The sequence below is a fragment of the Paenibacillus sp. FSL H3-0329 genome (genome assembly GCF_037963285.1).
Taxonomy (GTDB): domain Bacteria; phylum Bacillota; class Bacilli; order Paenibacillales; family Paenibacillaceae; genus Paenibacillus_AQ; species Paenibacillus_AQ odorifer.
On record NZ_CP150150.1, the window covers coordinates 5,068,930 to 5,082,297 of the forward strand.

A 13,368-nucleotide genomic window follows, 5' to 3' on the forward strand; every position below is an offset into this window, starting at 1 on the left:
TTCAGATGATGAACAAATGTTGCCGGTCCTATCCATTTCTCTGCTTATTAAGCAGCTCCACGATAGCCGTAACCTCTCCTGCATAACAAGGTTGAATACAATACTTGCTGCGCCACTGTTTTTTTGCGCCAGAACACTTATATTATTTTCATGATTGCTGGCTGGTTAAACTATGTTTTTCAAAACTTTTTTTAACTTCTTCTTTACTCGCTGAACCCGTTTTTTACAGGCCTCTACAGAAATCCCAATTTCATTAGCCGCCTCCATCATTGAATACTTCTCCAGAGTAATTTTTTTAAGTAATTTATAGTCTTCAATATTGGTTAAGTCAGAAAATATAAAGTCAACATCAAGTACGTCACTATCCTCAAAGATAACGTTTTCATCTATTTCGAATGAAGTTACTACTATATTTTTAAGGTATGCCCGACTGCGAACTTTGTTTTTAATAACATTCTTTAATGTATTAAATAGCCAGCCTTTCGGATTGGAACAAAATAGAAATTTGTCGGCTTTAGCACATGCGATTCTAAATGTGTCCTGAACGGCTTCTTCGGCCAGTGTGCGGTCATTCAACTTGCTTTGTGCATATGCCAACAATGAACTATACATTTCCGTATATAATACTTTTATGGTGCGACGTTGATTATCATTTAGCACCGCCTTCTCACCACCATTTCCTTTTTATGAAATACAATCTACTTTAGTTATAATTTTATATAAACATATAAATATTGGTATTTCAATACTACCCTATAAACAGATAATAGGAACACTTTTTCAAAAAAAATTAAAAATAAAAAAGCAACCCTCTAAAAGGTTGCCTTCTTCCTATTCATCATTTATATCCTAGGTTATTTGCATAGCGGCGCAATAGCTCTTTGAGGCGTGTTACCTCATTAACAATTTCACTATCGCTATCAATATTGTCATTTCTGTCATACGACGAAGTAACAACTTCGGTAGTAGTAGATGCTTGAGGTTCATCTGCGTTAGCTGAAACGGTTAACGCGGACCCTATCCATATAATTCCTATCAGCGCCACACAAAGGAATAGAACACCATTTTTCTTCTCTTTTAGGTCCATGATTGAAGAAATGCGATTTTTCAAACCTTTTTTCCCTCCATAAAAATTACTTGATAATGCTGTTTGGAGCTTCGCCCCATTCCTCGCAACAGTAATAATGATTTCCCCATATTGTATTCGCCGTTGATGATCTGCGTTTTGTAAAACCAATGCGTCACAAGAGATTTCACATTGTTCCGCTGCCGCTTTTGCCATAAGATAGACAACTGGATTGAACCAATGAAACGAGGTTGCAATCAAGATCATGGCCTTGCACCAGAGGTCATGCCGTTTAAGATGAATCAACTCATGCTTTAGAATTAGATACACTTCATCATCTGATAGTTTCACTCGCGGCAGTAAAATGACAGGCTGTATAAAGCCAATGAACATAGGACTTGTAACGCTTTCACATACGCATAAACCTATATGCTTTTTAATCCCGAGTTCCGACCTTACACTGTCTAAAATCCCTTGAACCTTCGCATCGGTTACAGGATCACTCCAACGACGTACCGTCTTCATAAAACGACTATGCCGTAGAGCATGATACAGTATTATGATTACAATACCGCACCCCCAAATCGCTGTAAGCACCCACCATAAAGAGATTGTTGCCCAAGCATCCCCCCTATCCCCAAAGTCCATTAAGGGGACAGTACGGATTATGGATGGAACAAGCGTTGCAGGAAGATCCGGCATGGTCACAGGGAGAACTAATAGGTCAATCTGTGGACGAAAGGGGAATATCCAGCCTACCGCAAGCAGCAGCCAAACCCTATAATTCCACTTTGCGACATATCGTTTGGATATAAAGGGCTGTATTGCCGCGTACACAAGCGTCAGCAATGACATAGATACAGAGCATTGGAGCACGGTAACTAAAAATCCCTGCATATCACTCCCTCTTATCTTTCAGCCAATTTTCCAATTGATCGAGGTCACTGTCCTTTACTTTGTTACTAGCATATAGCGTAGCAACCAAGCTAACGAATGAATTCGCATGAAAACGCTCCATAAAGTCGCCTGTTTCAAATTTCAGGTACTCCTCTTTGTTAATTAAAGGGAAATAAGTGCGCTCTTTTCCCTTTTTTTCAGTTCGAATAAAGCCACGCTCAACCAACCGTAACATAAGAGAAATGACCGTTTGCGCTTTCCATTTCCTATCATTTCCAAGCTGTTGCATAATAACATTAGTCGTTATAGATGAATCATTGGCCCACACAACTTTCATGATATCAAACTCTGCATCTGGCAATTTTCTCATTATTTCTATTAATCAACTCCTTTAAGACAACTGTCTACAATGATATTCTACATTTGTCTTGAATTCATGTCAAATCTATAAAATAGAAATATTTTATCCTATTTATCACACACAAAAACAATATTGGGATATTTTTGAAAATCTTTGTCCCCAATTCGATACATTAAGACATATATATTATGAAGAAGCATTTTCATAGTTTAACACTAATGAAACGGAGGCAATTCCGATGAACAATTAACGAATACTTTCACGTTGAACGAAAAACCAAATTCCCAATTTTAGAATGGAGGCTACTAATTAATGAAAAAGAAATCTCTCTTTGTTTTCTCGGCCCTGGCTCTCCTCCTCCTCCTCACTCCAAGCTTTGCGCTTGCAAGTAATCAGCAGAACTACTTCGCTTCCCTGTCGGAAGAGAAGCTCGCTTATCAGGATGTTGACGCAGCTCCTACGGAATGGAAAGACGACATCTTGAATGCAAGGAATTCTATAATATACAGTACTTCTTGGACTGTTGATGGTCAGGTTGGCTATGAGTTGCCCGATGGAATGTTAGTAGAACTTCCAGAATTTTCGGACCTTTTTCCAGGTTGGGATGTTCCTAAATTGAAAGAAGATGTACGAAAAGAACAGTTAACTAAGCCTCAAACTTATGATTTTCATACCCTAGCCGCGAATTATGTTGGGTTTGTCTACTTATTTGAACCCTCAAATTCTGGAGCGTCACTACCGTTTTACACCTTTTATTCCAGCGCTAATAGAGTCACAATGATAGGTGATTCTTTACCAGGGACAAGCTATAATGCCGGTTTCACAAATCTTAACACTGGTTCGGATGTAGGTTATGCAAATAACTTACCGCAAGGTGGAAAACTATATCTCACTAAACTGAATTCAAACACTGCATATGGGGCTCGGGCTAGCACGTACAGCACAACAGGATATGCGCAAATGAGCGTAGTTGACGGCTAAACTCATCATCTGATTCTGTAGTGTCGGGTAGATGTTTGAAACGTAGATTGATATGTATGGGTAATCAAGGACTGCTTGTTCATTGAGGTTATTCGCTTTCTTCTAATTGATAGACTGTTTAATGCTTCTTCCATTATTGCTATTGCTGCCTTTTTAACTTTTGTTAAACGTATAGCCATTGACAAAACCTCCTTCTACTTCATCTGATTTAGTCAGATATAGCAAAGGAGGTTTATATGCTTCTATATTTCGAGCCATTGTTTCAAACATCAGCGACCATAGTCTGGTTTCTTCCCCTGCTCTTGGCCAAGTATAACGCCTGATCCGCCTTCTCCAGCAGCCCCTCCCGCTCCAATGTATGAAAAGGATAATGGGCGATTCCTAGAGAGATTGTAACCTGTGTCTCGATTGGCCCCCTGCTTTGTTCCATTGCCCGCCGGACTCTTTCAGCTATGATGAAAGCTTCCTCAGGTCTTGTGTGGGCTAGCAAGATGATGAACTCTTCACCGCCGTAGCGGTAGCAAACATCGTCTGGACGAACCGAGGTAACTATAACTTTGGCTACATGTTTCAGCACTTCGTCGCCGATGAGATGACCGTAAGTGTCGTTCACGAGTTTGAATTTGTCTACATCCAGTACAATGAGCGAAAACGGTTGTCCTGAGTCAATCCACTGACTCATCGTATACTCTAACGATCTCCGGTTCATTAAACCGGTCAGAGCATCCGTCGTAGCCTCTTGGGTCAGTTGATCCGTCTGCTTCTGAATATCCGTCACGGCAAGCAACACAGCCTTGGTCAGCAGATCTGCCTCTCGGCTCCATTGCGGCTTCGCTTCTGGCAATTCAATCTTCTCCTTGCCCATCCTGCTCACCAGATTTGCCAGGTACACAAAAGGCCGGGCCAGCTTGCGTGCTACGAGAATGACGCCCATCAGGAGGATAATGAACGGAAACAACGAATACCAGAGAATGGTCCGAAGGTGCCCCATCAGTTGATGATGGATGACACTAATCGGCGAAACGACCACAATTCCCCATCCGTTGGCTGGAACGCTGGAGTATCCGGCAAGCATTTCAACGTCACGGGTGTTACGCACTTGCTGTTCCCCACTCTCCCCATTCATGAGTTTCTGCACAACCTTGTTATTGCTGACATCCTCCCCAATGAGCTGCTTATCCGGGTGGTACAACAGATGCCCGCTGGAATCCACAATATAATAATAGGAGCCAGAATCGTCCACGTTATTGTCGCCAAAAATCATAGACAAAATATTGTTCTCCTGCAGATAAAATGTGCCGCTCAAAATACCGCGATATGTACCATTCTTGCTAAAAATCGGCTGACTCATAAAAACGATTAGTCTATTGGTGGTTTGGGTCATGTAGGGGGAGGATATGTAAGGTTTTTTTAACGCCAGAGCTTCCAAACCGACCTTAGAAGTAATATGGTTTCCTACTGACCCCAAACTAGCCGGTACTACATTGCGGATCAGCCCGTCGGCATCGAGCACGGCGATAGAATTGAAGTAATTGCTACTATTGCGCATCAGTTCCAAATTATCATCCACTTGCTTCGGCGTTGAGGTTTCGTCATCGGAGAGTGTGTCAGCACTGTATTCCAAACTGCTGCGCATGGACTGAAATAAGGAATCCATTGTTTTGGTCATTCGGTCAGCGTTGTAGTAATTCAGATGGAGTGTAGTCTCCATCAAGGACTGTTTTTTGGACTCGTAAGAGCCAATCAGAAGAATGCTTGAGGTTAGTAGAACCACCAGCGTAACCAAGCCCGTAAGCAGCGATGTGAGACTGAGCTTTTTACTTTGACACGGCTCAGCTCTTCTCAGTGTAAGCAAACCTTAACCCTCCTTGGTTCTTGAAAACTAGATTAATTAATAATACAACAAATTAAGATGTTATTCGACAGTAATCAAAAGGCTCGGATCTCTCATACCACTCTGCTTACCGTTTGATATACGGCGGTTCATGAAATCTTACATATTAAAAAACTCCCTCCAGAGCTTGTGATTAAACAAGCACTGAAAAGGAGTGTTATCAACCTGATTCTGTGAGCTCGGATGTGATTCCAAGACACACAGAACCTTTAGTTTTTGACGGAAGTTTTACTCAAGAAAAACAAAAAAAAACCTTGATTTCTCAAGGTTTTCACTGTGATGCCGAGGACGGGGGTCGAACCCGTACGGTACTCACGTACCGCAGGATTTTAAGTCCTGAAATGGTCTTCTTAGTACCTTTTCTACACTACGGGAAGATCGAGCATAAAGCCTTTAGCCATGCGGGTTAAAGGCACTTTTTTATGTTCTATACTCTCTGCGTTCAGAGATTTGGATATGGAGCCATGTTAGCAAATCTGTTAGCAAAATGAAGGTGAGCAGCATACTTAACTAACTCAATTAAGAACCGCTCCATCCCTTACCTATTATAGCCCACTTAATTGTTTGAAAGAAATGTTTAAAATAATCTCTGTAAGACCATTCTGTATAATCTTGTATCATTTTTATTCGGTATTCAATACTTGGGTGGGAGTGCCAACTATTATATCTTGAATAATATTTTTGAAACCACAACATATTTGAGTTTTCAGCCGCTTCTTCAACCTTTAACCTCTCTAACAACTTAAGCATACCCTCTCTCATGTTGCCTGATAGCTTACAACTTTTTCTATCTGCACGTAATTCTCTGATCTGAAACCAATATCCATGTTTGCTGCAAAGAAAATACAAAAAAATAATGATAATCGTGATTAGTAAAAGAGGGAGAGCAATTATTAAAACTAATGCAAATAACGGAATAAGCTTGCGGAAAAGATCAATTAAATAAGCATAAAGCATAGTTCCAAATAAGAATCCATAGATTGTTCCTAAAGAAAATAGAGAATTGTTAGAACGATAGTCCTTATTACGAATATGCATTAGTTCATGAGCTATCAATGCACGAAGCTCATCAAATGATAATTTTTCAGACGAATATGATGAGATGAGTACAAAGGACAACCCTTTTCTAAATCGTGGTTTTAGTATAGCGTATCCTCCTGTATTATCACTGGGATATACGCAAAGAATTACATTTGAAACACCAATTTCTTGCCTTAGTTCATTTAATATCTGCACAGCTCTATCATCTTGTTCGCTCGGAAGAAAACGCTTAAAATTCTTTAACCACGCTTTATAAAGAAACATTTTTTCATAAACTTGTTGAAGATACTTTAAGAAGCTTACTAAAGATTTTCTCCAAAACTGTTCTACACTTGTTTTTTCAATTGTTTTTATCTCCTGTTCCCTTAAAGCCACTTTTTCAAACTCATCTGTTGTCTGGACCCAAGAATCAGACCATTTAAAGCCCACGGCGAAGGAAGCGATTATTATCAGTGCATGCTGAACCCAGCCATATTGAGACTGAAAAATAAAGAATAGTATGACAGCAGGTGATAACTGAAGCCAAACTAATGGAACAATTCCTAACCAATCAATTATCTTATCTTGTTTTTTCCTATTATTAATTCCAATTAAAAAATGAACTAGACGACCGATTCCCGAAAAATTACCTATTAAAAAGCTAATGGAATATAGTAATCCCATGTATTCCTCCTACAAATCCTTAGGTTTGACATAATCAAGGAAAAAGACAATGAACTCTATGCAGAACCTTATTATTGGTTATCTTGATAATTTAAATGCCCTTTATCAGCTATAATTTCCAATAACCTATGTTTTTCTTGTTCAATTAGTTGGCGCAAGTATATTTTTGGGTCTGCGCCGAAGTCCGGTATTATCCTGTTTCTTTGATTGAAATTTACTACTTCGAATATTTTCTGGGAATCACTCTTGGAAAATACGGCTTCAATCAGCGCACCTACGCCACCACTAGTATACGTATTTATAAATATTCTCTTCAGTAGAATATCATTAGTTGCGAACATAAAAATCTCATCCATAGTTTTTTCGTAATAATGAAGGCTGCTCCAATTCGATAAATAATTCAGATCCCACGCTTGATTTCTGCAACCGACCAGTATTTTTTCTATGTCATTACTCCCTGAATTTTTAGGTGCTTTGATTCCAGATTGACTTGTAAATAGCATTGCTGTATAAACCAAAGTGCTCTCACAAATTAACAAATATTTATAGTTCCATATCAAAAAATCCAACATCTTTTCAACTGGCGATAGTTCTCGTCTTCTACATAAATATACTACATGAAGCATTTCTGCAATGTGCATTAGTAGGTGATCATCATCTTCATTATATTCAATTTCTGTAATAAAAGGTTCCGTTGACAGTGGACACACAGGAATACTATCTATAGCCGCTTCGGCCAAACGCAGCCACATCATACTAGGGTAATAATCAAAAATATTGTTAAATTCTCGAAGTTCCCTTTTGGGTTCCATTATGTCATTTATTTTAGTAGCATACTCCTTCAATGCTAGCCCTGCGCTTGCAGGGTAATTATTCATAATCATCCATGTCATTAACAATGCAATTCTTCGCATCTCTTGTTTATCTTTTAGATAACCATCACGAGTAAGCTTTAGTAAACTACTTAAGAGGTTTCTGTCAAGCATAACAGAGACTTTTTTTGTATTTTTTAAACCTAATAACTCCTTGTGATCTATTTTCCCTTCACGAGAATACTTCGGATGAAATATTAGTTGTAATTCGCATAACGTTTCCCAAATGAAACTGTACTCTTCATCATCCATTACTAAAAAGCTCATAGCTATCACCCTAGTCCTTAGAAATACAATTACGGTATTATGTGATCACCTTTAAAAGAAGCGCCCCAGCAGCATTAATGTCCGCTATTTTTTATTGCTAAAATATCTGCTTCCATGTATCTTCAAACTTATCTAAATACATAGGTGCTACCAATCCGTTTACATCTCTTTGCTCATTTCTTAGCTGTTCCTCTCGATGAACTGCCAAGACTAAAAGTATAATTGCTTCCCTTGAGTACCGTAACAATTGCATACAAGTACTTTTGAAAACATCAATTTTTATAGATTTAGCCAATGTATCACTTAATGCTGGTTCTTCATGAAGAACAAATAGAGAATCATGTAATTTAAAATAACGATGTTCGAGTGAATGCCTTATATCTGCAATCTGCTTGATAGCAGGTTCTAGGTAATCGTGTTTAATCTCTTTCTTTCCTATATCTTTAAACAGCCAATATAATCCTATGAGCGGAAGGTTATACGTATCTGCCCCTGTCATTGCTTTCTTCAAATCAAAATTATACTCATATCCGCCTTTTCCACCTTTTCTTCCTTCCCATATACTTTTATAAGATACATCTCGCTCCTTAATTCCAAGTTCAAAATAGTCGTTAATGAAAAATGCTATACGGTCGAATAAGGAATATAAACTCCTGAATGCACACTTAACCATCTCAATACTTAATCCGTATATAGGATAGTCAAGCGTATTGTACATAAGAACCTCTTTGTCTGAGTAATGTTCACCCCGGTTATGTAACCCATCATAAATCATAAACCTAGCGGAAACATATTCTTGCTTCAACTGATTGACCAATCCATGAAATTTGAAGCCTACATGAATATCTGTAACAATGTCGGGAAGATGAATACAATCATGCGCAACCAATGGGTAGTAAAAAGCATCATTAAGCGTGTTTAGAAACAATGTGTTCTCTAAACACCACATTCTATAATTCTTCTCTTCACTTGTCTCCCCCATAGGCATGTCTTCAAAACTATATGGTTCCTCTAATAAATCTTCAGAAAAGTACCTCTCTAGCCATTCTTTTTGTCTTAAAAAACTGTGCCTCGCATCTTCATGTAAATCCCCTTCTAACGCCTCTAATAATAATTGGTACGCCTCGTTAAAAAAGATATGACTATGCCCAATGTCATAGTCATATTGTCCATAAGTAATCAATTTAGCTGCCATATTTCCTACTGCCATCGAAAAGTGACTAGAAACTCCATGCTGTAATTGCGAAATAGATTGTAATAATCTACCACACTGATTTAGATCATTTGCATAATTAACATATAGCATTTGCAAATAGTTCGAATAATATTGTTTTTCTACAGCATCAGCCTTATTCCATGAATCATTATTTTCTCTAAAAGTTCTAAAAAACTCTAGGCTTTTTCTGTATAAATATATACAGAACTCAAAGTCAGATTCATTATTACTTTCTTCAGAATATTGCATTACACCATTATGAACTAATGAAATATAATTAGCATAAGAAGTTGCACCATGATACCCAAAAATTGCTTTATCTAATTCAGAATATTCAGAGGAGTTGAATTTCTCAAGAATATCTTCCGCTATGCTTTTTAAAGTTTGAGTATCATGTTGATCAAAAGCTTGATCTGCAAACTGTGCAATTATATCAACATCTTTATTTATAGGAATCTTATTCACCCCTTAATAAATGTATTTGGTTATTAGCAATTCAAGTTTTGAAAAAGCTCAACCCATTTATCCATTTAACAGCATACTTACGCTTACAAACGGCTCTGACTCAATATTAAATTTAGCAATTTTCTTTTGTAATAAGTCAATTAGAGAAATATTCCGAGTTAAAACCATTCTCAAATCATAACCATCCATAAGAAAAATTGATTTGTCCGGGTGTTGCTTCATTAAAGGAACTACATGTGGAGACCATCCACCAATTGAAAGAAACAATCCCATAGTTTGTTTGCCTGAGCGAGCAACCTTTCCGTATAATGAATCTAATTGTTTCATATCTGTTAGCTGACTTGTCCATTTCATTTCCACGAGGTAATGCCATCCATCCAGTTTAAATGCTCCGTCGATTTGTTCTCCCCCTTCATTACGTCGAAAGCTTTGCATTAGCGCAATGTCATATACATTAAAGAGCATATTCATTAATTGTTCTAACATTAAACCTCGCTTTTGAGGATTATCTTTCATCATAACAAGTTCGTCATACATCATTAACAGAAGTTTTGATTGATTATTGATTTCATGTTCCATTTCCAAAGTTGCTCCCCGTCTTTCTTCCTCCAATCTCTTTCGTTCCTTTTCCTTCTCTTCTCTTAGAATTTGCTTCTCTTTTTCTTCCATTATCTCTATTATATTCAGAACTTCTCTCGCTTTCTGAACAGTAGCTCTTGCAAGCATTTCATTATCAGTTAAATGAAATTGATTCCAGTTAGCTGCAATTTCTATAATCGAATTAATATTGTTCTTATATTCTAGTTTCTTTTCCAGTTCCTGAACTATTATGCTCCCCATATCTCGTTTAGTGAGTGGTTTCCCATCTACACTACGTTTTTTCATAAGACCCGCAAAGAACTTTTCACTTATTCCAGCTGGTCTAAGTATAAGTTCGTACATTTGAGTCTTTTTGTATACTAAACATGCGATTATATCTATAATAAGCCTTTTAATATCAGTATTTGCATGCATAACCATTACTCCTATTCGGAACTGGAATCAAAAAAATTACAATCAGTTGAGAAATGATAATAATCATAAGGGACGCAGATCAAGATGATATATGAACTGAAGAAGCGGAAAGTACTAGTATATATGAAAGATATCTAGCTGTTCGTCTACGTTTGTGGACAGAAGCTACCAAATTGCAGATATCTTAGAAGATCTCTTGAATTGATTGATCGCAACTGAATTAGGGCGTAAAATAGAGACTCCTTACCACTTAAATGAATTGCAAGAGAATCTTTATTCCCCTTTGATTTGACCTCTAAAATAAAGTCCTATGTGTTCTAAAAATTCAAGGTATTTGAATCTTATTCTCTCATTTCTGTTTATAATTTCATATATTTCATTTAGTTGAATATCAGTAACTTCGCTATTTCTAACTGTTAGTAAACTTTCCTTTCCATTCCTGAATTCAGCAAACTCTTCGATCAATATTTGTAATTGAATATAATGATCTTCTTCGATAATAAGCCTGCTTTTTTCGATTTCTTTTTTCGTAACAATAAGTTGTTTTACAAATTGATTAAACCTTCTTGCATCTGCACTATTCCAGAGATCATCCGCTTTAACTTTCAGATCGATCAAGGTTCCCCATAAAGTATTGTAAAGTTTAAATTGATGTTCAGAATATCTAAAAGCATGGGCTTTTTGCTTCTCTATTTCTGCTCTATGTATATCGAATTCTTTTTGATAATTAGCTTTCGTTTGTTCAAGTTTCATTTGTATTTCACCCTTAGTATTCTCAACTTCCTTTAATAACACTTCTTGAAGGCTCGCTTTTTCCTTTTCTATTTGAGACAGCATTTTAGTTGCTAATTCTGCTTTTTCTTGTTCAATTTTCTTTTCAGTCTTCCGCTTAGTGAAGTAATTCATAAGTCCAGTAATGATTGCTGCTACAACAATTGGTGAAATAAACATAATAATTAAGGCTTTAATTATTTTTTGAGTAGTCAATAGATCGTTAAATGTATTCAACATACAACCCCCGTAAAAATCTTCATACTTTTATTGTATATACCATTTGATAAAATTACCATAATGCATTTTCTCGCCTTTTACTATACGAACTTATATTAATCTCTGAAACCGGATAAAATTTTAGACTGCCTGCTTTTAGTCGAGGGTTACAGCGTCTATCCCACGTGCTTCCGCTGTTGTGTCCGAAATCTCGCAAGACTAGCGGAGATCAAGAAAAAGCGCCAGTCCACGGCTTTAATCCGTTTCTTGGCGCCTCTGTTGTGTCTTACGTGGAATAGGCGTACAATAGCGTTGAATAAGTTCAGCGGAGTGATAACCGTTATCTTGGAGGATGGCCGGTTATTTTAGATCCGCTTTTTTCTGTCTAGAATCGCGATTACTAACGATCCAAACGCCAGCATCAGCGTTAACGATTCGTACACTGTCATCATTAAGAGCACCTCCTTATGGCAGTAATTTATCCTTAGCTCTTTTATTATAGCTACTCCGCATCCAACTAGTAAAATCTCCTAAAACGTTAAATATTCGGATTTCGAAATTTATCAACCGAAAACTATCCCTTCTCATCCGTATACAGCTTGTTAACAGCAAGTAAGATTAGACTATGAATTGTATACATTAAAGAATGCCTGTTAACAATTCAAACTTTCAGGGATAAGAAACGCCTATTACGATTCCTCTCTTTTTTGTATTTTCATCACTAATTCATATTGAGCACAGTCATAAGCATATTTTTCCATAATTCTGTTAACTAACGTATACGTCGAATAAGATGTGATAATAACTATCTGAAATAGACAAACTCTTAAAACCTCAATTAAACACACGATTACTCCAAATAGCTAAGCTTGCGCGGAAATCACGTTGTGTTTTCGCCGTCTCACTCGTCGTCATCCTTTGACACCTCCGATTATATATTTGATGATCGCGCAGTGCACCCGCCAAATTCAGCGATTTCGCTTGATTGTTCATGTGCAAAAATTGGTAATTATCTGTTGTAACATAAGGAATTCTAAGTAATCCTAAGTAATCGTAGATAACCATAGTACACGGTAGTACAGAGCTTTTTCCAGCAGGTTGAACACGCGAACTCCCCATATCTCTCTCATACCCCTCCATTCTTACGTTTTCATTTTAACCCGCCTTATTCCGGAACTTCTCCATATAGAACATCGCGACCTGCTCGCGCCAGCTCAGCGTCTGATAGCGTGGGTTATAGTACAGCTACAGATTAAACTCGTGGATTTCTTCGTTTGTCATCTCCACTCCGACTGTCACCTCCGATTATATTAATAACGCTGTAGATTCGTAAAACGTCAAATTCGGCGATTAACCTTTTTCAGTCGTGAAAAGCTCAAGTTACAAAATGATAAGTTATGATAAGCTATTAAAGCTCATTTTATCTTTTTCAGTAAAAAAGTATTGTATACGATACAGTATGATAAACTGTGTTAACCGCTGTAAAACGGCGTAATTTCTAACGATCCTCTATTTCCTCCCGCATACTCCGCCGTTCTTACGTTTTCATTTCATCTCCAGACGACACTCCGCACACCAATCGTGTCAGAGTACGGCCGCTCGATCACGAGTACATACCCGTGTCGGCACAGACAATATGCC

General features: G+C 37.6%; 10 protein-coding genes. 1 reads left to right on the plus strand and 9 read right to left on the minus strand.

The features are described 5' to 3' along the window. Nucleotides 1–165: 165 nt before the first annotated feature. From NSQ66_RS22425 to NSQ66_RS22435, 3 genes are all read right to left on the minus strand, one after another. Nucleotides 166–660: a sigma factor gene (locus NSQ66_RS22425; protein WP_036683321.1), complete on the minus strand. Its 495-nt coding sequence runs from the start codon at nt 658–660 to the stop codon at nt 166–168. Between the two features lie 178 nt (nt 661–838). Further along, nucleotides 839–1,963 (minus strand): M56 family metallopeptidase, encoded by a 1,125-nt coding sequence (locus NSQ66_RS22430; protein WP_051491285.1) that lies wholly within the window; start codon nt 1,961–1,963, stop codon nt 839–841. A gap of 1 nt (nt 1,964) precedes the next feature. Then, nucleotides 1,965–2,333 (minus strand): BlaI/MecI/CopY family transcriptional regulator, encoded by a 369-nt coding sequence (locus tag NSQ66_RS22435; RefSeq protein ID WP_076142248.1) that lies wholly within the window; start codon nt 2,331–2,333, stop codon nt 1,965–1,967. Between the two features lie 303 nt (nt 2,334–2,636). On the opposite strand from NSQ66_RS22435, the gene NSQ66_RS22440 reads away from it, so the two are divergent. Beyond that, a complete protein-coding gene (locus NSQ66_RS22440) occupies nt 2,637–3,305 on the plus strand; it encodes a hypothetical protein (protein ID WP_036683328.1) in 669 nt (222 codons plus the stop codon). Nucleotides 3,306–3,567: 262 nt separating this feature from the next. Here the strand turns inward: NSQ66_RS22440 and NSQ66_RS22445 are convergent, their stop codons facing one another. The 6 genes from NSQ66_RS22445 to NSQ66_RS22470 form a co-directional block, all read right to left on the minus strand. Then, the gene (locus NSQ66_RS22445; protein WP_036683330.1) at nt 3,568–5,160 is read right to left on the minus strand and encodes a sensor domain-containing diguanylate cyclase; all 1,593 of its coding nucleotides are present in this window, start codon (nt 5,158–5,160) and stop codon (nt 3,568–3,570) included. Nucleotides 5,161–5,718: 558 nt separating this feature from the next. Beyond that, a complete protein-coding gene (locus NSQ66_RS22450) occupies nt 5,719–6,903 on the minus strand; it encodes a M48 family metalloprotease (protein ID WP_339192102.1) in 1,185 nt (394 codons plus the stop codon). A gap of 71 nt (nt 6,904–6,974) precedes the next feature. Then, complete coding sequence (locus NSQ66_RS22455) at nt 6,975–8,042, minus strand: hypothetical protein (RefSeq protein WP_339192103.1); 1,068 nt, start codon at nt 8,040–8,042, stop codon at nt 6,975–6,977. A gap of 97 nt (nt 8,043–8,139) precedes the next feature. After that, nucleotides 8,140–9,723: an LA2681 family HEPN domain-containing protein gene (locus NSQ66_RS22460; protein WP_339192105.1), complete on the minus strand. Its 1,584-nt coding sequence runs from the start codon at nt 9,721–9,723 to the stop codon at nt 8,140–8,142. Nucleotides 9,724–9,780: 57 nt separating this feature from the next. Continuing rightward, nucleotides 9,781–10,737: a hypothetical protein gene (locus NSQ66_RS22465; protein WP_339192107.1), complete on the minus strand. Its 957-nt coding sequence runs from the start codon at nt 10,735–10,737 to the stop codon at nt 9,781–9,783. 273 nt (nt 10,738–11,010) lie between these two features. Continuing rightward, nucleotides 11,011–11,748 (minus strand): hypothetical protein, encoded by a 738-nt coding sequence (locus NSQ66_RS22470; RefSeq protein WP_339279419.1) that lies wholly within the window; start codon nt 11,746–11,748, stop codon nt 11,011–11,013. Nucleotides 11,749–13,368: the final 1,620 nt, after the last annotated feature.

What these genes read in the sequence shown, in the direction of transcription:
- NSQ66_RS22440 (WP_036683328.1), top strand. Translation starts at nt 2,637, where the DNA reads ATGAAAAAGAAATCTCTCTTTGTTTTCTCGGCCCTGGCTCTCCTCCTC.
- NSQ66_RS22435 (WP_076142248.1), bottom strand. Translation starts at nt 2,333, where the DNA reads ATGAGAAAATTGCCAGATGCAGAGTTTGATATCATGAAAGTTGTGTGG.
- NSQ66_RS22450 (WP_339192102.1), bottom strand. Translation starts at nt 6,903, where the DNA reads ATGGGATTACTATATTCCATTAGCTTTTTAATAGGTAATTTTTCGGGA.
- NSQ66_RS22465 (WP_339192107.1), bottom strand. Translation starts at nt 10,737, where the DNA reads ATGCATGCAAATACTGATATTAAAAGGCTTATTATAGATATAATCGCA.
- NSQ66_RS22470 (WP_339279419.1), bottom strand. Translation starts at nt 11,748, where the DNA reads ATGTTGAATACATTTAACGATCTATTGACTACTCAAAAAATAATTAAA.
- NSQ66_RS22430 (WP_051491285.1), bottom strand. Translation starts at nt 1,963, where the DNA reads ATGCAGGGATTTTTAGTTACCGTGCTCCAATGCTCTGTATCTATGTCA.
- NSQ66_RS22455 (WP_339192103.1), bottom strand. Translation starts at nt 8,042, where the DNA reads ATGAGCTTTTTAGTAATGGATGATGAAGAGTACAGTTTCATTTGGGAA.